Raw genomic sequence first — 20,495 nt, 5'->3', positions numbered from 1 at the left:
TCAGGCTCGATTGCCAGTCCGTCCTTTGACAGATCTACAGCCGTCTTCCCTGAACTCTCGACGCAGATGCCTCGGTCGGACAGCCTGTCTGCACCCTGGTCTGGCAGTCCCCGGGCACCTTGGGCCATGCCGGCAGGAAACCATCCTGCTGCCGCCAGTCTCTGCCTGCATGCTGCATCTTCTGGAACTCGCGAGCACGGTGCGGCAATCCTGCTGCCCGCGACATGCAGCGGGGCTTCCCGAAAGATGCACTGCCCGACTCAGGCAGCTGCCTTCTCCGAGGCCGTGCCAGGCTTCTCCTTTTCCGGACGGTAGAGAACCATGGCAGCAACGAAGGCAACTGCCACGCCGATTGCGACCCCGATCAGCATGTTCACGACGTTTCCTTCCTTGCCGACAAAGACCGCGATGCCCCAGAGATTGGTTCCGCCGAGCGAATAGCGGAAGACCTGGGCGATGCCTACCCAGAGGCCGCCTGCCAGGTTTCCGATCATCGCCGCCGCAAGCGGCGTCTTGAACTTGAGGTTGATGCCGTAAAGGGCCGGCTCGGTGACGCCGCCCACCAGTGCCGCGAAGGCACAGGTCGACGCTTCTGCCTTGAAGATCTTCGTCGCCTTTCGTCTTGATTGCCACGGCAAGCGCCACCACGCCCTGTGTCATGTTCGAGACAAGCTGTGCGGCACCGACAAAGGGATCGTAGCCAAGCGTCGCAAAGGACTGGGTCAAGAACGGCAGAAGCGTCGTATGCATGCCGGTCATTACCAGGATGGGATAGAGGCAGCAGACGATTGCGACGCCGACAAAGCCGATCGTGTCATAGACCCACATGATGCCGGCCATGAGATACGTGCCGAGAAGGGCCCTGAGAGGGCCTATCAGGCAGAGCTCGAGCGGAATCATCACCAGAAGGGTAAGGGTCGGCTCGAGGATGCTCTTGACGGGCTTCGGGGAGATCTTCGCAAAGAAGCGCTCCACATATCCTGCCACGAACATTGTCATGACCATGGGGAAGACCGTGCTCCCGTAGCTGAAGGAGGTGATGGGGATGCCGAAGACAGACCCGGGAGTCCCATCCTTCACAAGCTGGACGAAAGTAGGATCGAGCAGGATGCCACCGAGCATGATGCCGATGCCAAGCTTGACGCCGAACTTCCTGGATCCGGTCACGCCGATAGCGATTGGCAGGAAGTAGAGTCCGGCATCGGCCGCAAAGGCAAGGGTCACATAGGTCGGATTGTCGCTCGTGATGAGGCCGAGCTGGACCAGAAGGACAAGCACGACACGGAGCATGCCGGTACCGACCAGCATGGGAAGGATCGGCGTGATGCAGCCTGAGATCGCATCGATGATGGCACTGGCCACAGAGCCCACCGTACGCTTGCGGGGCTTTGCAGCATCTCCTGCCGCAGGCGCCATATCGCCCGATATCTCTCCTCTGGCAAGGATGGCAGAGTAGGCCTCCTCCACATCGGGGCCGACGATGATCTGGTACTGGTCCCCTGTCCACTGGGAGCCGATCGCGCCTTTCAGGGCGTCGATGCCGTCCTTGTCCACCAGGCCATGGTCCTTCACGGTGAAGCGCAGACGCGTCACGCAGTGCGAAAACCAAGTGATGTTGTCCCTGCCTCCCAGAAGCGGCATCACCTGCTCTGCAAGCTCCTCGAATTTCTGGCTCTTTCCCATCGCTGTCCCCTTTCAAGAAATATGCCTCCCTGCTCCGGACGGCATCCGGAGAATCAGAGAGGCAAAGCCCGCTTGCGCGGTAACAAGCCTTCAGGTATCGGTTGTGTGGCATTACTTTGATGCCGGGCTATCCTGCGTCTCCCCTCTCGCACAGAGCCTGTTCACATGAAGAATCAGATACATCCTCTCCTCGTCCGGAAGCCTGCGTCCGAGCACGCACCTGAGATAGGCGCAGATATGCTCGACACAGCAGTAGGTGTCGGGATAGGAGTCCACGAGCACCTGATAGAGCTGCTGGTTCTTCGTATCGAGAAAAGCCCCCTCTGCGCTTCTCCTGATCAGGTGCTGCCTATGGGAAGAGAAGCGGGTGAAGTCGAAGCCTGTCCGGTCGATCCCTGCCCCCATATCCTGTCCGACGATCGCGGCGATGTGGGATATCACCTCGCGGCTGATGGGCGCGCCATCCTGGACGCTTCCTCTTCGGCATCCACCAGGTGGAGAGCGACCAGCGCTTCCTCTTCTGCAGGCAGCCATTCATGCATGCGCTCCAGGACCAGAGCCAGAGCCCTATGTCCTGCCGCAACCTCGTCCGCATAGAGGTCGCGCACATCCTGCTCGACCGGAACCTCGAAGACGAGACGTCTGTGCTGACGCTGGATAGCGAAGGCAAGATGGTCTGCCAGCGTGAAGGCGACCTGCGGATTCAGGGCCTTGCCGGTTGCGGCCATAAAGCCCTGCACCACCTCATCGGCAATGAGCACCAGAACTGACGGGATATCCTCGATAGCGGAGATCAGCTTCGGGTCCACCCCATAGAAGGTGCTCTATGCGCGAGAGCTCCACCTCATAGGGCGGCTTCCTGAAGCCGATGCCGCGGCCGAAGGCCACGAGCTCATTGCCTTGGGAATCGAGACAGAGCGCGACATTGTTGTTGATGTTGCATACAGCCTGCATAGGAGACGAGCATCCACTCTCATGCAATGCCAGGGCATACGGTCCTGGCATCTTCCGGTGCAGGAACAAGCCTCCAAGATAAGTCCAGAGTAACTAATCCTGCGCGAGAGCCAGTATAGGACACCGGAGGCAGGAGAGCCCTGCCCTGAAAACCAATGGTTACCGATTGGTCATCCAAAGCTCGAATCCAGACGCCATAGGAACCCTTTCTGTGCCTATCTGGACCTGGCTGGATGGGCACAGGCAGCCTCGCTGCCTGAAGCGGGAGAAGCTGGAGCGCTGATGCGATGCGGCACTGGAAGAGTCTTCTGGTTTTCAAGAAGGCGTGCTTCCCAGGCAGGCATGTCCTGCTTCCCGATGAGGATGGCGGAATCAGGCAGCCCAGCGGCAGCGCCGGCATTCCTGCCCTGCCAGATTCCAGTCTCCTGATACGATCCTTTCATCAGAGATGCCAGACCATGGAAGAAGGCTGCCGGTTGTTCCAGCAGCCTCCTAATTTATTTGTGCTCGTCTATCTGCTTAAAGCTCGCAGACGTTTTTCGGCTTTCCATCAAGCCAGGCATAGACATTGCCGAACTCAATGGCAGCACGGCGCTGCATGGCCTCCTCGGTGAGGAAGCCCACATGCGGCGTCAGCACGACATTCTTTGCATGAATGAGCTTGTAGTCCTCGGGCAGAGGCGGCTCCATATCGAAGACATCGACACCGGCGCCAGCAAGATGGCCCGAGTTCAGGGCATCTGCCAGAGCATCGTTGTCGACGATGGCACCACGGGCGCAGTTGATGAAGACAGAGCCTTCAGGCATCTCGGCGAACTTCTCTGCTGTGAACATCTTCCTCGTCGAAGCGTTGTTCGGAAGGTGCAGGCTCACGATATCGCTTGCTGCGAGCAGCTCATCGAGGTCATCCACATACTCGATGCCTGCTGCCGTTGCCTCAGGATTCTCGTGGCGGGCGTAGCCCAGGACATGGGCGCCAAAGGCATCGAAGAGACGTCCCGCCTGCGTGCCGATGTGTCCCGTGCCGACGATGCCGACGGTGCGACCGCAGATCTCTCTGCCCACAAGACCCTGAGAGATCCTGCCAGAACGTGCTGCAGCATCCCCTTCCGCGACCTTGCGGAGCACATCGATCGTGAGGCCAATCGTCAGCTCGGCGACGCTCACATCGGAGTAGCCTGCGCAGTTGCAGACCGCAACGCCCTTTTCCCTGCAGGCATCGAGCGCCACATGGTCGATGCCTGTGAACGCGACAGCAATCATCTTGAGCGCTGCATCTGACTCGACGGCAGAGGCAGGATAGGGATTGTTCGCAATCATCACTATATCGGCGCCTTCGCTCCTCTTGGCAAGCTCGGAAGCATCGGCTGTCTTTGTATCGAAGTACACGAACTCGTGACCACGTCCGCGGATAGGAGCTGCAAGCTCTTCGATGGTTTCTGCAGGCACTCCCAAAGGTTCCAGCAATGCAATGCGCATAGCATACCTCCCATATCATCAGATTTCCTGGGTCCATTATAGCCAGGCACTGCAGCCTGCTCGGAAGCCTGGTGAAGAAGAAAGACAGCCCTCCGACGTCCAGTGACATCGGGGGCCGGATTGTCTGGCCATCAATTGTCCGAAGTGGCGCTCTCATCCTGCGGAAGCAGATTGGAGCAGCAGTACTGGCTGTTCTGGGAGTAGAGGTACGGCAGGAGCTCGTCGAGCGGTTCTGATTCAGCTGCACCATTGCTCACGCTGCTGACGTCCATAAGGACAAGCTGCTCGTTCTTCGGAGGACGACGCTCCCTGTCATGCGGCTTCATGTCATGCATGCCAACCGGAAGCAGGTTCGTGAGGCTCAGCGCAAGCCAGAGCAGGACCGACACGGCGATAGCGCAGAGCACTGTGGCAAAGATCAGCTTGCCCATCTTCGGAGCGGCATAGTCCTGATTGCTCAAGCCAGCCTCTCTTCTGCTACTTCGGGGAATGCTCAGCCTCCGGCATGCAGAAAGCACTCGGTACCTCTTATAAGCTCATTGGCAGATTTCTGTAAGATTCTTTAGGCAAAAAGTCTAGCAGATTGCTCCTTGTTCGCCAGACTTTTCGGTCAAGCTCCGCGGATTCATTCAAATACTGAATGATATGAACGGATTGTATTGACAATCTGGATGCACGAGCAGAAACGTCTGCTTAACGTTTCTTCCGCTTCTTTGAGGCCTGGGATTCAGCTTCGAAGCGGACCTTCTTCACGTAGAAGTAGAGAAGTGCCGTGACAGCAAGAAGGACGAAGCTGATGAAGATCGTGTCTGCCTGGATGCTGGCGACAGCACCGACTCCTGCCAGGACAAGCGTGAAGAGACAGAGCTTGCTGTAGGTCACGGCGAGGCTCTTGTCCTGGGAGATCCTGATGCCGAAGATGCCCGTGATAACGCAGCCGATGCCGCAGACAACCTCTACCACTGACGCTGTCGTGATCATCGCGACCATATCGTCGAAGGAGAGCGTCGAGCTCGATTGGGCCAAGGCATCTGCAAGCGCCGTCTGCACCTCTGCATTCTGGAGCCCCATCAGCGCCATGATTGCCATGATCAGCGTGAAGGAGGCAGCTGCAATCTCAGCGATAGAGATGAAGAGCACCGCATTCTGGCTCTTGCTCGGCTCGACGATCTTTGCACGCTTCTTCTTGCTCACAGTCTCCTCCTTGCACACAGCTTCATGGCAGCTGGAACAAAAGGATAGCGTAAGAGAGATGGAGAGAGCTTTAAGATGCGCTATTCGGTACAGCCAGGCCGTCTTTCGTCCCGACAATGCCGAAAGGCATTTCCACAAGAAAACAGGCCAGAGCAATAAATGCTCTGGCCTGTATCTTTCATGGTGGCGGGGAAGGGAATCGAACCCCTGACACGGGGATTTTCAGTCCCCTGCTCTACCAACTGAGCTACCCAGCCGAAATGCGCTCTCTTGCGCGCTTGTTTATAGTAACAGACTGCTTCCCCAAGTCAAAGAACTTTTTTTATTTTCTTTGCTCTGAGGAGAAATCGCCTGCTTACTTGTCATCATCCGATATGTGACGAGGAGCCACGGTACGGGAGCGGCGAAGCGGCATGCCCTTGAAGATGGCACTGAGACCCGACGTCTCCTCCTTGGCAGGAGCCTCCTGCTTCTCTTCGGCCTTGGCCGATGCTGCTGGCTTGGGTTCTGCCTTTGCCTGGGAAGGCTCAGGGACGCTTGCCTTGGGCTCTGGTGCAGCAGGTGCCGGCTTCGGTGCTTCAGGTGCTGCAGGCTCGGGTGTCTCTGCCTTCTTTTCGGGAGCAGGAACCGATGCAGGCTTAGCCTTCGGCGCGGATGCAGGAACCTCCGCTGCCTTCCGGGGCTTCGGAGCCTCAGATGTCTTGGCAGCAGAAGCCGCCTCTCCCTTCGAGGAGAACGGCATGACCTGGGAAGGCTTTGCGCCCTTTGCCGCCTTCGTCCCTGCGTTGTAGCCATAGAGGTCGATGGCATGCTCTGCTGCAGAGAAGACGCCTGCAAGCCGAAGCGAAGCCTCGGCAAGAGAACCGGACTTGGAGATTGCGATATGGCGGTCAGAGAGCTCCTTCTCCGCTGCTGCAAGCTTCTCTGAGAGCTCCTGTGCATGCGCTTCGGCACGTGCCTTCTCATGCCGGGCCTGGACAAGCTCAGCCCTCATGCGGGCAAGCTCTCCCTCGCCGGTCGCCGTCTTCAGGAGCGTCTCCTGGATCTGGCGCTGGAGCGACTCGAGGTGGGCAAGGCGTCCTGCGATCTCTTCCTGCGTGAGCTCCGGCTCGGTCTTCCTCGTCTGTGCCTGCGCAAGTGCAGCTGTCAGATGCTGGCAGCGCTCCTCGGCTCCTGCGAGCTCCTCCTTGAGGGCAGCCTGGCGCTTCTGCTCTGCTGCAAGCTGCTGCCGCAGCGCTTCGTATTCCTGGGACTTCTGCGCTTCGGTGCGCTCGCGGACATTCTGCGCTTCAGCGCAGGCACGCTTTGCCTTCTCGAGCTCTGCTTTCGCCTCTCTGAGCGATTCCTCGAGAAGCGCCTTCTGGGCCTTCGTCTCAGCGAGCCGGGCCTCTGCTGCCGTCTTGTCGCTCCGGGAGCGCTCAGCCTCCTCAGATGCGCTATGCGCCTCCTCGCGGAGGCTCTCCATCTCGTCCTGGAGCCGCGAATTCTCGTTCAAGGCATCACGGAGAAGATCGACGACTCTCGTCGCTTCAAGTCCGCGTCCACCCTCAGACGGAGCAGCGATACGCGCCTCCTCGTCCTTGCGATGCTTCTTCTTTGCCTTCTTGCGGCTCTCAGAATCGAGCGCGCTCTCTTCCTGCTTCATGGAACAACCTTTCACGTGAGCCTGCTGTACAGCAGCAGAAGCGTGTCATCCATCGACAGATCCAATCCATCCTGTTTTAGGGTACCCCACACAGATAAGGCCATTTCCCATATTTCGGCCGGCTCCTGTATGTAACGCCTGACTGCTGCTACAAGACGGTAGAATCCCGTCTTGTAGCAGCGCAGCAGAAAGGATTGAGATGCAGATCCTCGTCTTCGATATCGGCGGCACCGCCATCAAATGGTCTCTCAGGGATGAAGCTGGCAAGGCCCTCAAGCAGGACGTCTTCCCTACCCCCAAGGACTCGGCAGACGCCCTTCTCTCCTCCCTCATGGAAATCGTGAAGCTCCATGGATCGCAGGCTTCCGGCATCGCTATAAGCGCTCCAGGCGTCATAGAGCATCACCGCTTCATGCGCACGGGAGGCGCCCTCACCTATGCCTATGGACTTCCGCTTGCAGACCGCCTCGAGAAGCTCTCGGGACTGCCTGTCACGATCGGCAACGACGGCAAGTGTGCAGCGTTCGCAGAGCTTTCCTCAGGCGCTCTCAAGGGCACGCAGAACTCCTGCGCGCTGATCCTGGGCACCGGCCTTGGAGGCGGCCTCGTCGTCGACGGAAAGGTCCTGGCTGGCCCTCATGGCTCTGCAGGCGAGCTCAGCCTGCTCTCGTTCGGCTTCGGGCCTGATGGCACGATCGGCTCCTGCGCCGGCATGGACGCAAGCACCTCTGGCCTCATCCGCGCCATGAAATCGGCATGCGGAAAGACAGCCGAGGAGCTGCCTGATGGCAAGGCATGCTTCAGGCTCCTCGAGAGCGGAGATCCGGCAGCCAGCCAGGCCTTCGAGTCCTGGTGCATGGCAGTCGCTACAGTCATCTTTGACCTTGCTGCCATGCTCGATATCGAGCGCTGCGCGATAGGCGGCGGCATCTCTGCAAATCCGCACGTGCTCGGAGGCATCAAGACAGCGCTTGCGAAGGTCTCGGAGAAGCTCCCGCACATCTTCGGCCAGACCATTACATTGCCCGAAGTCGTATCCTGCCGCTACGGAGCAGAGGCAAACCAGCTGGGTGCCCTGGCTCTCTTCCTCGAGAGCAGGAAGGACAGGTAAGGCAAAGGGGAGCTGGCATGCCAGCTCCCCTTCTTTTCATCTTGCTCTGTGCTGCTACTCGCTGAGCGCAGGCGTAATGGCAGAGATGACCTCTTGAGGCGTCTTTGCCGAGACGATGGCAGACATCGTCTTCTCATCGTCCAGAAGCTCCATCACATCGACCAGGGTCGGCACCTGCTTGGCCGGATCGACGACCGCAAGCATCACGAGGACCTGCACCGGCAGCGGCTTTTCCGGCGATCCCATGAGCGCAAACTCGACCGGGTGCGCAAGCACGGCGACAGCAATTGCATCGGAGAGCGTGTAGTCGTTCGAGCAGTGTGGCACCGCGGCATTGACCGGCTTGGCCTCGAGGCCCGTCGGATAGATCTTCTCGCGCGCGACGACTGCATCGGGATAGCTGCTCTTGACCTTGTGCAGCTCTACGAGCTTTCCCGCAAGCGCACGCAGCGCCTCTTCGGCAGTATCTGCTTCAAGACCGAGAAGCACGAGACGCTCATCCAGAACCATGTACGACCTCCGACAGGACCTTCCTCCACATAAGCTTTCCTATTCTACACCATTTCCCCACTTTTCCGCCATCAATATTTCAAATGGATGGGATGAGGAGCAGATGCAGGCTTTGGAAGGCCCTGGAAGCTCCTAGACCAGAAGGTCTGCAACCTCGAGCTTCGGTACATGATGCGAGCCATCCGCCTCATGCCAGTAGGCTATTCCGTGCTCTGTCGTCGCTGGCTCGAGCACGACCTCCTCTGCAGGCGTGCCAAGCGCCAGCACAAGGGAGATGGCAAGGTCTGTGTCCTCGAGACCGAAGTCGGAGATGAGGCTCTTGTCGAAGTTCTTGAGGATGCAGCCGCCAAGGCCTTCTGCTGCCGCAGCGAGCATGATCGTCTGTGCCGCGATGCCTGCGTCGTAGCACCTGATCGGATTGTTCACGGCTGCAGCAGGAACCATGATGAAGATGTAGCCACCGGGTCGCTCCCCCTCTGCAGGTCCTGCCCAGTCCTTGAGGAGCGCTGCCCACTTGAGATGTGCAAAGGCCTTCGCGCAGGCATCAGCGCCGCTCACAAGATGGAAGCGCAGCATCTGCGTGTTGTTGCCGGTCGGAGCAAAGCGCACGACGTCGATGAGAGCTCGAAGCGTCTCCTCCGACACCGGCTTCGACTCGTCGAAGCGTCTCTTCGTCCTCGAGGAGCGCACGAGGGCAGCAAAATCCTTCTCTTCCATGCCTGTCTCTCTTAAAGGTCTGCCTTGCCGATCTGGGCAACGGCTTCCTTGATCTTCTCCGGCGGCAGCACGAGCGCGAAGCGCACGTAGCCCTCACCCGCAGGTCCGAAGCTTGCACCCGGTGTCACGATGACGCCTGTCTTCTCCATGAGCTCGAGCGTGAAGGCAAGAGAGTCTGTCCTGCCGTGCGGCAGGCGTGCCCAGACGAAGAGCGTGCCATGGCAGTTCGGACGCTCCCAGCCGATGGCCTCGAGGCCGTCGCAGAGGGCATCTCTTCTCTCCTTGTAGGCAAGGCGCTGGCGCTCGACGCCGTCAAGCGGGCCCTTGAGACAGGCAATCGCGACATTCTGCTCGGCGAAGAACATGCCGAAGTCGACCTGGCTCCTGAGCTTGTAGGTGGCCTGGACGATGTCCTTCCTGCCGACGAGGAAGGAGAGCCTGACACCGGTGACATCGAAGGACTTCGAGAGCGACAGGAACTCGACACCCACATCCATAGCGCCGGGATAGTTGAAGAAGGAGCTCGAGACGCCTTCGAACACGACGTCGGCGTAGGCATTGTCGTGCACGATCACGATATCGTGCTTCTTTGCGAAGGCGATGATCTCCTCGTAGACCTCAGGCGTGCCGACCGACCCCACCGGGTTAGCCGGAAGCGAGACGATCATGTACTTGGCCTTGTCCGCCACATCGTCGGGAATGTCTGCCACATGCGGGAGGAACCCATGCTCTGCTGTCAGCTGGTAGTAGTAAGGGGTTGCTCCTGCAAGCTGCGTGCCGGCACGGAAGACCGGATAGCAGGGATCGGGGATGAGGGCGATGTCGCCCGGATCTGCCAGGGCTGCACAGACATACTGCATGCCTTCCTGCGTGCCGCGGCAGCTGATGACCTGGTCGGGCTCGAGGCCATCCACATCGAAGCGGCGCTTGTAGTAGTCGCAGACCGCCTGCTTGAGCTCATCCTTGTCATGCAGGGCATACTTCCAGTTCGCATCATCTGCGCAGGAGTCGACAAGTGCCTTCTTGATGTAGTCAGGCGTCGGGAAATCGGGCGTGCCGACCGACAGGTCCCAGACAGGACGTCCCGCAGCTTCAAGCTCGCGGCGCTTCTGGTTCAGACTGGCAAAGACCTCGTCTCCGAAAAGATCGAGACGCTTCGAAAACTGCATCGGCTCTCACGCTCCCCAGCGGCCAGGCGCCGCTTCCTGCATATCTATAGGCAAGATTCCATTCTATTATTCGACGAGCTGCCTGCCTCCTGAAATGCCACCTACGCAACACGATGTTTGCCTGATGGGACACATGCCAGAGCGCATGTCAGGCGAATCCCTGACATGGGGATTTTCAGTCCCCATGAGTGGAGAAGGGCCTGCCTTACGGCAGGCCCCTGGCTGCTTATCTGTCTACTTCTCCTGTGGCATCTTCCAGCCGTGCTGGTCGGTATGGAGGAGCCGCTCGGCACGCTCGGAGAGCGGCTCGCCGAGATACTTCTCGTAGACCCGCACGATATCCGGATTCTCGTAGGAGTTCCTATACTCCGAGATGCGGTCGAGCCCATAGAGCATCTGGCCGCGTGCCCCTGCCAGCTCCTGTCCGTCGTGGATCGGCTGCCCGCCGCCACCGACGCAGCCTCCCGGGCAGGCCATTACCTCGACGAAGTCATAGGACACGGTGCCTGCAAGGATCGCGTCGCAGAGACGCTTCGCATTGCCAAGGCTGCTTGCGACAGCGACACGGAGCTTTCTGCCTGCAAGGTCGAACTCCGCTTCCTTCCAGCCGGTGAGGCCGCGGACGTTCCTGAATGCGTCATTGGCAGGCGTCTCCCCTGTCGCCAGGTGATAGGCCGTACGCAGCGCTGCTTCCATGACGCCACCGGTCGCACCGAAGATGATGCCGGCGCCCGTGCCTTCGCCGAGGGGCTCGTCGAAGGGCTCCTCTTCAAGCGCATGCACATCGATATGGTCGGCGCGGATCATGCGATCTATCTCGCGGACCGTAAGCACGCAGTCGACATCCGGATCTCCGCAGGCATCCTTCATGGTCGGCAGCGCACACTCCGCCTTCTTCGCGACGCAGGGCATGACAGAGACCGAGAAGATATCGTGCGGATCGATGCCCAGGTATTCTGCGTAGTAGCTCTTCACGATCGCGCCGAACATCTGCTGCGGCGACTTCGAGGTTGAGACATCGTCCACAAGCTCAGGATAGTGGGCCTTCACGAAGCGGACCCAACCCGGACAGCACGACGTGAACATCGGATACTCATGCTCTGTGCCGTCAGAGAGGCGGTGCAGGAGCTCTGTGCCCTCTTCCATGATCGTGAGGTCGGCCGAGAAGTCGGTATTCACGATGTAGTCGAAGCCCATCTTCCTGAGCGCCGAGACAAGGTGCCCGATTGTCGACTCCTCGGGCGAGAGCTTCCAGTGGTCGCCCCAGGCCGTGCGTACCGAGGGCGCGATCTGGACAATCGTGACCTTCTTCGGGTCGGCAAGCGCATCGTAGACGCGTCCCGTATCGTCGCGCTCGCGCAGGGCTCCTGTCGGGCAGTGCGTGATGCACTGGCCGCAGAGCGTGCAGGGAGCCTCCGCGATCGGGCGGCCTGCTTGGACATTCACGGCGGTGTGGGCGCCTCTGTTCGTGAGGTCCCACACATCCGATGCCTGCACCTTGCTGCATATCTGAATGCACCTGAGGCAGTTGATGCACTTGTCGTTGTTGCGGATCAGAGGGAACGTCTTGTCCCACGGCATATGCGGCAGGTGCTTCTCATAGGGCAGCTCGAAGATATCGAGGTCGTTTGCAAGGCTCTGGAGCGAGCAGTTGCCGCTCCTCACGCAGCTCGTGCACTCCGAGTCATGCTGCGAGAGCAAAAACTCGACGTTCGTCTTTCTGGCCTTCCTGACCTTCGGGCTGTTCGTGAAGACCTTCATGCCGTCCAGGACATAGTTGTTGCAGGAAGCGACGAGCTGGTCGGTCCCTTCGATCTCGACGACGCAGACACGGCAGGCACCGATCTCGTTCAGATCCTTGAGATAGCAGAGCGTCGGAATATGGACGCCTGCAGCTTCTGCTGCCTCGAGTATGGTGGCGTGGTCGTCCACCTGGACACGCACCCCATCGACGGTCACGTCTACCATTGCATGATCCTCCCTCCGCGGAATGCGCCATAGCCGAAGTGGTCGCACCTCAGACACCTCGATGCCTCCTGATGCGCCTCTTCAGGCGTGAGGCCGTGCTCGACGATATCGAAATCGCCGACGCGCTCCGACGCCTCACGTGATGTCATCTCGCAGCGGGCGCACATGTTCTTGCCCTTGAACTGGACCGTCGGTATCTCGACATCTGCCACGATCTGGTGGTCGAAACCGAGGTAGTGGTCGATGTTTGCTGCTGCGACCTTGCCGGCATTGATGGCACGGATCACCGTGGCAGGGCCGCTCTGGCAGTCGCCGCCCGAGAACACGCCGTCAAAGCCTGGCACGGCACCATCTGTATCGGTCACGATGCGGCCGCGATTGCATTTCATGCCCAGTTCTTCGAAGGGCCTGGACTCTATGGCCTGGCCGATTGCCACAAGCACGCGCTCGCAGGGAATGACCTCCTCGGGAGCCTCTGCAGCACGCGGTGCCGGACGCCCGTTCTTGGGGCCGCCGATGATCTGCTTCTGGACACGGAGTCCCGTGACATGGCCGCCTTCAGCCTCAATCGCAAGCGGGGCATGGAGCTCCAGGAGCTCGCAGCCTTCGGCCCTCGCTCCTGCAATCTCTTCATCCTGTGCCGTCATGTCCGCGACGCGGCGCCTGTAGACGATCGTGACCTTCTTCGCATGGCACCTTACGGCTGAGCGGGCGACATCCATTGCCACGTTGCCGCCGCCGATGACACAGATGCGCTCGCCTGTGAAGTCGGGGATCTCCTCGTCGCCGATGGCACGCAGCATCTTGACGGCAGACTCGACGCCTTCTGCATCCTCGCCCGGAAGGCCGAGCTTCCGGTCCGCATGGGCGCCGATTGCCAGATAGACCGCGTCATACTCTTTCCTGATTTCAGGCAGGTTCTCGGTGACAGGCGTATCGAGCTCTACGTTTATGCCGCAGTCAAGGAGCCACTGGATCTCCTCGTCGAGGCGCTTCCTCGGAAGACGATAGTTGGGGATGCCGTAACGGAGCATGCCACCCAGGTGATGCCTTGCCTCGAAGATCGTGGGCTCATGCCCCATGCAGGCAAGATAGTAGGCACAGGAAAGTCCTGCCGGACCGCCACCGATGATAGCAATGCGCTTGCCCGTGGACGGAGCCTTCTTCGGCTTGTAGTCTGCCTCCATGTGCTCTGTCGCGAAGCGCTTGAGGCCGCGGATGTTCATCGGATCGTCCACCATGCCGCGGCGGCAGTGCATCTCGCAGGGATGCTCGCAGACAAGGCCGCAGACGACAGGAAGCGGATTGTCCTTCCTGATGAGCTTCACGGCATCCGTGTAGCGTCCTGCCTCGACGAGCGCAATGTAGCCCGGGATATCGACTCCTGCCGGGCAGCCCGAGACGCAGGGGACAAGCTCCGACTGCTTGAAGCCGCAGGCGTGGTACTTGATATGGTGCTCGAAATCGTCGCGGAAGCCCCGGATCGCTGTCAGCGCCATGCTTCCCGCTTCATATCCGATCGCGCAGTCGCTCGAGAGATAGATCGTACGCGCCGTCTTCTCGATGAGCTCGAGCGTATGCTCATCTGCCTTGCCTTCGAGGACCTGGTCCATGAGCTCCTTCAGGACGCCCAGGCCTACACGGCAGGGCGTACATTTTCCGCAGCTCTGCGTTGCGCACATGCCGACGAAGGCAGCCGTGAATTCGACCGGACATGGAGCAAGCGAGCTCACCGAGAGCCGCTTCTCTACCGCTTCATGCAGTCCATCCATGACTGCCTGGGCCTCGCTGCGCTCGACCACATGCAATCTAGCCATTCAGTTTCCTCTCCTCGTGCTTTCCGCACGGCAGAGGCACGCTCGGCAGCTCCTTCCCCGGAAGACGGCTTTCCGCACCGCCCCCTGTGCCATGAGCCTGCACGCCGGCGCTTCCCCTCGCCGGCCTGCCATGCCTGAAGCTTGAGCATAGCAGCCGGAAGCATAGGAGCCTCACGATTTGCGGTGAATGAAGCATATTGCAGGGCAGATGGCTGTTCTGCAGCAGAACGCATAGGTCCTGCATGGAAAAGGCACCTGCCCGGCTTTCCGGACAGGTGCCTTGATGGTCATGCTTCTATGCTGGTGCGCTAGGCAATCTCGCGCTTGAAGGCCTCGATGACCTTCGTACCCATGTCGCGCGTGCCGAGCTTCCTGTCTTCAGGCGTCATCTCGTCTGCAAGGTCAGGCGTCCTCCAGCCTTCATCGAGCACGTCCTCGACGGCTGCCTTCACGGCATCCGCTGCGTGGTCCATCTGGAAGCTGTAGCGAAGCATCAGCTCGACCGAGAGCATCTGTGCAATCGGGTTTGCGATGCCCTTGCCCGCGATGTCAGGAGCAGACCCATGGCTCGGCTCGTAGAGTGCCGTGCCGGAGCCCAGAGAGGCGGAGGCAAGCATGCCAAGAGAGCCCGTGAGCATCGACGCCTCGTCGGAGAGGATGTCGCCGAACGTATTCTCGGTCACGAGGACATCGAACTGGGCAGGATTCGCGACGAGCTGCATGGCGCAGTTGTCGACGAGCATGTCTCCGCCCTCGACATCTTTGAACTCGTCCATCATCCTGTGGTTCACTTCGCGCCAGAGACGGGATGTCTCGAGCACGTTGGCCTTGTCGACCGACGTGACCTTGCCACGGCGGCGCTTGGCAGCCTCATAGGCCCAGCGCACGACACGCTCGATCTCGTACTCGGAGTATTCCATCGTATCGACCGCACGCTCGCCTGAAGCGCCGTCGACGCCGGCACCTGCGACATCCTTCTTGCGCCTGTGCTCGCCGAAGTAGAGGCCGCCTGTAAGCTCGCGGACGATCAGGATATCGACACCTTCGAGGAACTCTGGACGAAGGGTGGATGCTCCTGCGAGCGCCTTGTAGATGTGCACCGGACGCAGGTTCAGGAAGAGCCCCAGATTCTTGCGGATGGCAAGAAGGCCCTGTTCAGGGCGGACAGCGCCAGGCGTCGTGTCATTCCACTTCGGGCCGCCGACCGCTGCCAGAAGGACCGCGTCAGACGCCTTGGCGGCGTCGAGCGTCTCGGGCGGAAGGGCGCTCACGGGCTCGCCTGCCGCACGCGTCGCATCGATGGCAGCGCCGCCGATCAGATGGTCTTCGCAGACGAACTCGACATCTTCTGCCTGGCCGATAGCCGCAAGGAGGCGCTTTGCCTCTGCCATGATCTCAGGGCCGATGCCGTCACCCGGCAGGGTGCAGATACGGTAGGTCTTCTTCCCCATCGTCTATGCCTCCTTCTTCTGGGCGAGCAGCTTCTTCGTCCTTGCGACGAGGCCGCCCTCGTTGATGATCTCCTGGATGAAGGGCGGGAACGGCTGTGCCTGGAAGGTCTTGCCCGTCGTCTCGTCCGTGATGAGGCCGGTGTCGGCATTGACCTTCACGACATCGCCGTCAGAGATCGCATCGCAGGCCTCAGGGCACTCCATGATCGGAAGGCCGATGTTGATGGCATTGCGGTAGAAGATGCGGGCAAAGGACTTGGCAATGACGACAGAGACGCCAGCAGCCTTGATAGCGACAGGAGCATGCTCGCGCGAGGAGCCGCAGCCGAAGTTCTCGTCTGCGACGATGATGTCGCCCGGCTTCACGCGCTTCACGAACGTCGTGTCGAGGTCCTCGAGGCAGTGCTTCGCAAGCTCTGCCGGGTCGGATGTATTGAGGTAGCGGGCAGGGATGATGACATCAGTGTCGATGTCGCGCCCGTAGCGGAAGACCGTGCCTTCGAATTCCATAGGTGAGCCTCCTTCAGGCTAGTCGAGATCGGACGGCAGCGCGATGTGGCCGGCGACAGCAGAAGCTGCAGCGACGGCGGGGCTTGCAAGGTAGACCTCGGAGGTCGGGTCGCCCATGCGCCCGACGAAGTTTCGGTTCGTCGAGGAGACGCAGCGCTCCCCTGCTGCCAGGATGCCCATGTAGCCGCCGAGGCAGGGTCCGCAGGTCGGGGTCGAGACGACGCAGTGGGCATTGATGAAGATATCCATGAGGCCTTCATGCACGCACTGGAGCCAGACGGCCTGCGTGGCAGGAATCACGATGCAGCGCACGTTCGGATTGACCGTGCGGCCCTTGAGGACTGCTGCAGCTGCGCGCATGTCTTCGATGCGGCCGTTCGTGCAGGAGCCGATGACCGCCTGGTCGATCGCGATATGGCGGGACTCTGCCACAGGATGCGTGTTGGAGGGCAGATGCGGCCAGGAGACCGTCGGCACGATATCCTTCGCATCGATCCTGATGACCTGCTTGTATGCGGCATCGGGGTCTGCATGGTATTCCTTCCAGGAGCGCTCCGTCCTGCCTTCGAGCCAGGTACGTGCCATATCGTCGACCTCGAAGAGGCCAGCCTTGCCGCCTGCCTCGATGGCCATGTTCGCAATCGTGAGCCTGCCCTCGACCGAGAGGTTCCGGATCGTGGAGCCAGCAAACTCCATCGCGCAGTAGAGCGCACCATCGACGCCGATCTGGCCGATGATGTAGAGGATGATGTCCTTGGCAGAGGCACCTTCAGGAAGCTCGCCCTCGATCTCGAAGCGGATGGTCTCAGGCACCTTGAACCAGGCCCTGCCTGTTGCCATGCCTACGCCGGCATCCGTAGAGCCGACGCCTGTCGAGAAGGCACCGATGCCGCCGTAGGTGCAGGTATGGGAGTCGGCGCCGATGATGAGGTCTCCCGGGCCGACAATGCCCTTCTCGGGCAGCAGGGCATGCTCGATGCCCATGCAGCCCTGCTCGAAGTAGTGGGTGATCCCCATCTCATGCGCGAAGTCGCGCGTGATCTTCGTCTGCTCGGCGCTCTTGATGTCCTTGTTCGGGCTGTAGTGGTCGGGCACGAGGAAGATCTTGGTCCTATCGAAGATGCCGGCGCCGATCTCACGCACGGTCTTGATCGCGATCGGTGCCGTGATGTCATTTGCGAGCACGCCGTCGAGGTCGCACTCGATGAGCTGTCCTGGCACGACACGGTCGAGGCCGGCATGCGCGGCCAGGATCTTCTCTGCCATCGTCATTCCCTGTGGCATAGTCTGCCTTCCTTTCTGGCTTATGCCTGCTCCTCAGAGCTGGCCTCTTTCGAGAGAAGCGAATCGACAAACTGGCGGGCACCTCGTGCCGACCTGCCGCCGCGCCTCGTCGCGAAACGTTCTGCTTCAAGGTCGAGCTCCTGCTCGACGAACGCAATGCCGCGCTCCTGGGCAAGCTTGTGCACGATATCGAGGTAGGTCTGCTTGTTCGGCTTCGTGAACGAGAGGTGGATGCCGAAGCGGTCGGAGAGCGACACGATCTCCTGGAGCGTGTCGTTCAGATGCACCTCATCGCCCTCGCGCTCGCTGAACGTCTCCCGCACGAGATGGCGGCGGTTCGATGTTGCATAGATTGCGACATTGGACGACTTCGCCGAGACCGATCCCTCGAGGATTGCCTTCAAGGCTGCGAAGTTGTCGTCGTCTGCCGCGAACGAGAGGTCATCGATGAAGATGATGAACGTGCAGGGGTTGTGCGTGAGCGTATCGAGAATGCCCGGAATGTCGCGGAGCTGCTCCTTCCGGACCTCGAGGATGCGCACACCCTCCCCTGCAAGCGCATTGGCGACGGCCTTGACGGTCGAGCTCTTGCCTGTGCCGGCATCTCCGGTGAGGAGGATATTGGCAGCAGGAAGCCTCTTCACGAGCGCGCGGGTGTTGTCGAGGATGACCTTCTTCTCGCGCTCGTAGTCGACAAGATCTTCGAGCCTCTGCGGATCGGGATGCTTGACCGGCACGATCTGACCCTGAGCATCCACGCGGAACACATGGTAGCGGGCATACATGCCGTAGCCATACTTGCCGATGTTCGCGATGCGCTCATGGTAGGTGCCTGCGATATCGACCTTCTGCGTATCGAAGGCAGGAAGACGGTCTGCAGCTCCCGGCAGAAGCTCGAGGAAGTCCTGGGGCTCGAGGTCGGCAAGCTCCTGGAGGACCGAGAGCTCTGCCTCGGCAGCAGCAGCAAGCGAGGCGCCAGGCACCCTCCCGGCACCGATGGTCCGAAGATACACATTCTCGTCGTCGACCGCAGCGTCCAAGATGTAGGACCCGAGGCCTTCCGCCTCGGAGTCGAAGAGCGCTGCCACGAAGGTGGCATAGGCACGGGCAAGCGCCATTGCATCGCCTGAAGTGCTGTTGCCTTCCTCCGCATCCGATGCGAGCGCCGCTGCCTTATGGAGCGCATCTCCCAGAGCCGCGATGACAGGATCTTCTTCGAGGCTCCGGAAGACCGTGAGCGTATCGAGCGAGAACGAGAGGCTCATGAGCCTTTCTGCATTCATTGCGTCTACCACAGCTTCCTAGTTGAGGACGGCACCCGTGGCGCCGCTCGAGACAAGCTGGGCGTAGCGCCTGAGGTAGCCAGAGAGCGGCTTCGTCTTGGGCGTGAACGCTGCCATGCGCTTCGCGAACTCCTCATCGGAAATCTTGAGGTCGAGCGTGCAGTTCGGGATATCGATCGAGATGATGTCGCCTTCCTGGATGATGCCGATAGGTCCGCCAGAGGCTGCCTCAGGCGAGACATGGCCGATGCAGGCACCGCGGGTGGCGCCGGAGAAGCGGCCATCCGTGATGAGGGCGACAGAGGAGCCGAGGCCCATGCCCTGGATGGCAGAGGTCGGCGTCAGCATCTCGCGCATGCCAGGGCCGCCCTTCGGACCCTCGTAGCGGATCACGACGACATCGCCCGGATTGATCTTGCCGCCGTCGATGGCAGCCTGCGCCTCTTCCTCGCTCTCGAAGACACGTGCCGGCCCTTCGTGCACGAGCATCTCAGGAGCAACAGCAGAGCGCTTGACGACAGAGCCTTCAGGGGCAAGGTTGCCATGAAGGACGGCAATGCCGCCGGTCTTGGAGAACGGGTTGTCGAGCGGTCGGATCACGTCGTGGTCGAGGACACGGGCGCCCTCGAGGTTCTCTGCGACGGTCTTGCCCGTGACGGTAAGGCAGGACGTATCGATGAGACCTGCCTCTGCAAGCTCGGACATGACAGCGTAGATGCCGCCCGCCTCGTCGAGATCCTCGATGTAGGTCGGGCCTGCCGGTGCCAGGTGGCAGAGGTTCGGCGTACGTGCAGAGATCTCGTTTGCGATATCGAGCGAGAGGTCGACGCCGCACTCATGGGCGATGGCAGGAAGGTGGAGCATCGTGTTCGTCGAGCAGCCGAGCGCCATATCCACGGTAAGCGCGTTCATGAGCGCTTCCTTTGTCATGATCTGCCTCGCGGTGATGCCCTTCTTGAGGAGCTCCATGACGGCCATGCCGGCGTGCTTGGCAAGCTGGAGGCGGCGGGAATAGACAGCAGGGATCGTGCCGTTGCCACGAAGGCCCATCCCGATGACCTCAGTGAGGCAGTTCATCGAGTTTGCCGTGTACATGCCAGAGCAGGAGCCGCAGGTCGGGCATGCCTTGCACTCGAACTCGTGGAGCTTGTCCTCATCGATCTTTCCTGCCGTGTAGGCGCCCATGGCCTCGAACATGGAGGAGAGGCTCGTCTTGTGGCCATCGATATGGCCTGCGAGCATGGGGCCGCCGGAGACGAAGGTCGTAGGCAGATCGAGACGCGCTGCCGCCATGAGGAGGCCCGGGACATTCTTGTCGCAGTTCGGGACCATCACAAGGGCATCGAAGCCATGTGCGAGCGCCATGCACTCCGTGGAGTCGGCGATGAGGTCGCGGGTCACGAGCGAGTACTTCATGCCCGCATGTCCCATTGCGATGCCGTCGCAGACCGCGATGGCCGGAAACACCACCGGCATGCCGCCTGCTTCGGCGACACCCATCTTGACAGCCTCGACGATCTTGTCGATGTTCATGTGTCCCGGCACGATCTCGTTGTAGGACGAGACGATGCCGACAAGGGGCTTCCTGATCTCTTCTTCGGTCCAGCCGAGCGCGTTGTAGAGGGAACGGTGGGCCGCAGCTTCAGGCCCGAACTTCAATGCGTCGCTCTTCATAGGGATATCCTCTCTCAGGCGCAGGTGCGCCCTTCCTTAACATGTT

19 protein-coding genes and 1 tRNA gene are annotated in these 20,495 nt (G+C 60.5%); 1 reads left to right on the top strand and 19 read right to left on the bottom strand.

The window, feature by feature from the left end; all coding sequences use genetic code 11:
- From ABVS03_RS01725 to ABVS03_RS01685, 9 genes are all read right to left on the bottom strand, one after another.
- On the bottom strand, positions 1 to 1,683 hold the full coding sequence (locus ABVS03_RS01725; protein WP_368017772.1) for a PTS transporter subunit EIIB: 1,683 nt from the start codon (positions 1,681 to 1,683) through the stop codon (positions 1 to 3).
- Positions 1,684 to 1,794: 111 nt separating this feature from the next.
- A complete protein-coding gene (locus tag ABVS03_RS01720) occupies positions 1,795 to 2,124 on the bottom strand; it encodes a PRD domain-containing protein (RefSeq protein ID WP_368017771.1) in 330 nt (109 codons plus the stop codon).
- On the bottom strand, positions 2,121 to 2,492 hold the full coding sequence (locus ABVS03_RS01715) for a PRD domain-containing protein (protein WP_368017770.1): 372 nt from the start codon (positions 2,490 to 2,492) through the stop codon (positions 2,121 to 2,123). The genes ABVS03_RS01720 and ABVS03_RS01715 overlap by 4 nt, the downstream gene beginning before the upstream one ends.
- Positions 2,428 to 2,637: a CAT RNA binding domain-containing protein gene (locus ABVS03_RS01710; protein WP_368017769.1), complete on the bottom strand. Its 210-nt coding sequence runs from the start codon at positions 2,635 to 2,637 to the stop codon at positions 2,428 to 2,430. Before ABVS03_RS01710 ends, ABVS03_RS01715 begins: the two co-directional genes overlap by 65 nt.
- Before the next feature lie 519 nt (positions 2,638 to 3,156).
- A complete protein-coding gene (locus ABVS03_RS01705) occupies positions 3,157 to 4,116 on the bottom strand; it encodes a 2-hydroxyacid dehydrogenase (RefSeq protein WP_368017768.1) in 960 nt (319 codons plus the stop codon).
- Between the two features lie 131 nt (positions 4,117 to 4,247).
- Entirely contained in the window at positions 4,248 to 4,577 is a 330-nt protein-coding gene (locus ABVS03_RS01700; RefSeq protein WP_368017767.1) for a hypothetical protein, read from the bottom strand.
- Positions 4,578 to 4,809: 232 nt separating this feature from the next.
- Positions 4,810 to 5,310, bottom strand: coding sequence for a hypothetical protein (locus tag ABVS03_RS01695; protein ID WP_368017766.1), 501 nt, complete (start codon positions 5,308 to 5,310; stop codon positions 4,810 to 4,812).
- Between the two features lie 181 nt (positions 5,311 to 5,491).
- A tRNA-Phe gene (locus ABVS03_RS01690) sits at positions 5,492 to 5,567 on the bottom strand.
- Between the two features lie 98 nt (positions 5,568 to 5,665).
- A complete protein-coding gene (locus tag ABVS03_RS01685) occupies positions 5,666 to 6,955 on the bottom strand; it encodes a hypothetical protein (protein ID WP_368017765.1) in 1,290 nt (429 codons plus the stop codon).
- Positions 6,956 to 7,154: 199 nt separating this feature from the next.
- Between ABVS03_RS01685 and ABVS03_RS01680 the strand changes: the two genes are divergently transcribed.
- Entirely contained in the window at positions 7,155 to 8,066 is a 912-nt protein-coding gene (locus tag ABVS03_RS01680; RefSeq protein ID WP_368017764.1) for an ROK family protein, read from the top strand.
- 54 nt (positions 8,067 to 8,120) lie between these two features.
- Here ABVS03_RS01680 and ABVS03_RS01675 read toward each other — a convergent pair whose 3' ends face one another.
- From ABVS03_RS01675 to ilvD, 10 genes are all read right to left on the bottom strand, one after another.
- Entirely contained in the window at positions 8,121 to 8,576 is a 456-nt protein-coding gene (locus tag ABVS03_RS01675; protein WP_330971328.1) for a PTS sugar transporter subunit IIA, read from the bottom strand.
- 132 nt (positions 8,577 to 8,708) lie between these two features.
- Positions 8,709 to 9,293, bottom strand: coding sequence for a nitroreductase family protein (locus ABVS03_RS01670; RefSeq protein WP_368017763.1), 585 nt, complete (start codon positions 9,291 to 9,293; stop codon positions 8,709 to 8,711).
- 11 nt (positions 9,294 to 9,304) lie between these two features.
- Complete coding sequence (locus tag ABVS03_RS01665; RefSeq protein ID WP_368017762.1) at positions 9,305 to 10,462, bottom strand: aminotransferase class I/II-fold pyridoxal phosphate-dependent enzyme; 1,158 nt, start codon at positions 10,460 to 10,462, stop codon at positions 9,305 to 9,307.
- A 234-nt stretch (positions 10,463 to 10,696) separates the two neighbouring features.
- Positions 10,697 to 12,430 (bottom strand): NADH-dependent [FeFe] hydrogenase, group A6, encoded by a 1,734-nt coding sequence (locus ABVS03_RS01660; protein WP_368017761.1) that lies wholly within the window; start codon positions 12,428 to 12,430, stop codon positions 10,697 to 10,699.
- A complete protein-coding gene (locus ABVS03_RS01655) occupies positions 12,424 to 14,247 on the bottom strand; it encodes an NAD(P)-binding protein (RefSeq protein ID WP_368017760.1) in 1,824 nt (607 codons plus the stop codon). The genes ABVS03_RS01660 and ABVS03_RS01655 overlap by 7 nt, the downstream gene beginning before the upstream one ends.
- 308 nt (positions 14,248 to 14,555) lie before the next feature.
- On the bottom strand, positions 14,556 to 15,698 hold the full coding sequence (gene leuB / locus ABVS03_RS01650) for a 3-isopropylmalate dehydrogenase (RefSeq protein ID WP_368017759.1): 1,143 nt from the start codon (positions 15,696 to 15,698) through the stop codon (positions 14,556 to 14,558).
- 3 nt (positions 15,699 to 15,701) lie between these two features.
- Positions 15,702 to 16,208 carry a 3-isopropylmalate dehydratase small subunit gene (gene leuD, locus ABVS03_RS01645; protein ID WP_368017758.1) on the bottom strand — a complete coding sequence of 169 codons (507 nt, stop codon included), beginning with the start codon at positions 16,206 to 16,208 and terminating at the stop codon, positions 15,702 to 15,704.
- Between the two features lie 18 nt (positions 16,209 to 16,226).
- Positions 16,227 to 17,492 (bottom strand): 3-isopropylmalate dehydratase large subunit, encoded by a 1,266-nt coding sequence (leuC, locus tag ABVS03_RS01640; protein ID WP_368017757.1) that lies wholly within the window; start codon positions 17,490 to 17,492, stop codon positions 16,227 to 16,229.
- A gap of 20 nt (positions 17,493 to 17,512) precedes the next feature.
- Positions 17,513 to 18,775, bottom strand: a complete 1,263-nt coding sequence (locus tag ABVS03_RS01635) for an ATP-binding protein (RefSeq protein ID WP_368017756.1) — start codon at positions 18,773 to 18,775, stop codon at positions 17,513 to 17,515.
- Between the two features lie 18 nt (positions 18,776 to 18,793).
- Complete coding sequence (gene ilvD, locus ABVS03_RS01630; RefSeq protein ID WP_368017755.1) at positions 18,794 to 20,449, bottom strand: dihydroxy-acid dehydratase; 1,656 nt, start codon at positions 20,447 to 20,449, stop codon at positions 18,794 to 18,796.
- Between the last annotated feature and the right edge of the window lie 46 nt (positions 20,450 to 20,495).

This window comes from Olsenella sp. AGMB03486, assembly GCF_040884255.1.
In the GTDB taxonomy this organism is placed as follows: Bacteria; Actinomycetota; Coriobacteriia; order Coriobacteriales; family Atopobiaceae; genus Olsenella_L; species Olsenella_L kribbiana.
The sequence above is the reverse complement of the archived record's forward strand: the minus strand, read 5'-3'. Positions and strand labels throughout refer to the sequence as shown.

Excerpts from the sequence above, each read along its gene's own strand:
- ilvD (WP_368017755.1), bottom strand. The coding sequence starts at position 20,449 with ATGAAGAGCGACGCATTGAAGTTCGGGCCTGAAGCTGCGGCCCACCGT.
- ABVS03_RS01710 (WP_368017769.1), bottom strand. The coding sequence starts at position 2,637 with ATGCAGGCTGTATGCAACATCAACAACAATGTCGCGCTCTGTCTCGAT.
- ABVS03_RS01670 (WP_368017763.1), bottom strand. The coding sequence starts at position 9,293 with ATGGAAGAGAAGGATTTTGCTGCCCTCGTGCGCTCCTCGAGGACGAAG.
- leuD (WP_368017758.1), bottom strand. The coding sequence starts at position 16,208 with ATGGAATTCGAAGGCACGGTCTTCCGCTACGGGCGCGACATCGACACT.
- ABVS03_RS01685 (WP_368017765.1), bottom strand. The coding sequence starts at position 6,955 with ATGAAGCAGGAAGAGAGCGCGCTCGATTCTGAGAGCCGCAAGAAGGCA.
- ABVS03_RS01660 (WP_368017761.1), bottom strand. The coding sequence starts at position 12,430 with ATGGTAGACGTGACCGTCGATGGGGTGCGTGTCCAGGTGGACGACCAC.
- ABVS03_RS01655 (WP_368017760.1), bottom strand. The coding sequence starts at position 14,247 with ATGGCTAGATTGCATGTGGTCGAGCGCAGCGAGGCCCAGGCAGTCATG.
- leuB (WP_368017759.1), bottom strand. The coding sequence starts at position 15,698 with ATGGGGAAGAAGACCTACCGTATCTGCACCCTGCCGGGTGACGGCATC.
- ABVS03_RS01665 (WP_368017762.1), bottom strand. The coding sequence starts at position 10,462 with ATGCAGTTTTCGAAGCGTCTCGATCTTTTCGGAGACGAGGTCTTTGCC.
- ABVS03_RS01675 (WP_330971328.1), bottom strand. The coding sequence starts at position 8,576 with ATGGTTCTGGATGAGCGTCTCGTGCTTCTCGGTCTTGAAGCAGATACT.
- ABVS03_RS01635 (WP_368017756.1), bottom strand. The coding sequence starts at position 18,775 with ATGAATGCAGAAAGGCTCATGAGCCTCTCGTTCTCGCTCGATACGCTC.
- leuC (WP_368017757.1), bottom strand. The coding sequence starts at position 17,492 with ATGCCACAGGGAATGACGATGGCAGAGAAGATCCTGGCCGCGCATGCC.
- ABVS03_RS01725 (WP_368017772.1), bottom strand. The coding sequence starts at position 1,683 with ATGGGAAAGAGCCAGAAATTCGAGGAGCTTGCAGAGCAGGTGATGCCG.
- ABVS03_RS01680 (WP_368017764.1), top strand. The coding sequence starts at position 7,155 with ATGCAGATCCTCGTCTTCGATATCGGCGGCACCGCCATCAAATGGTCT.
- ABVS03_RS01705 (WP_368017768.1), bottom strand. The coding sequence starts at position 4,116 with ATGCGCATTGCATTGCTGGAACCTTTGGGAGTGCCTGCAGAAACCATC.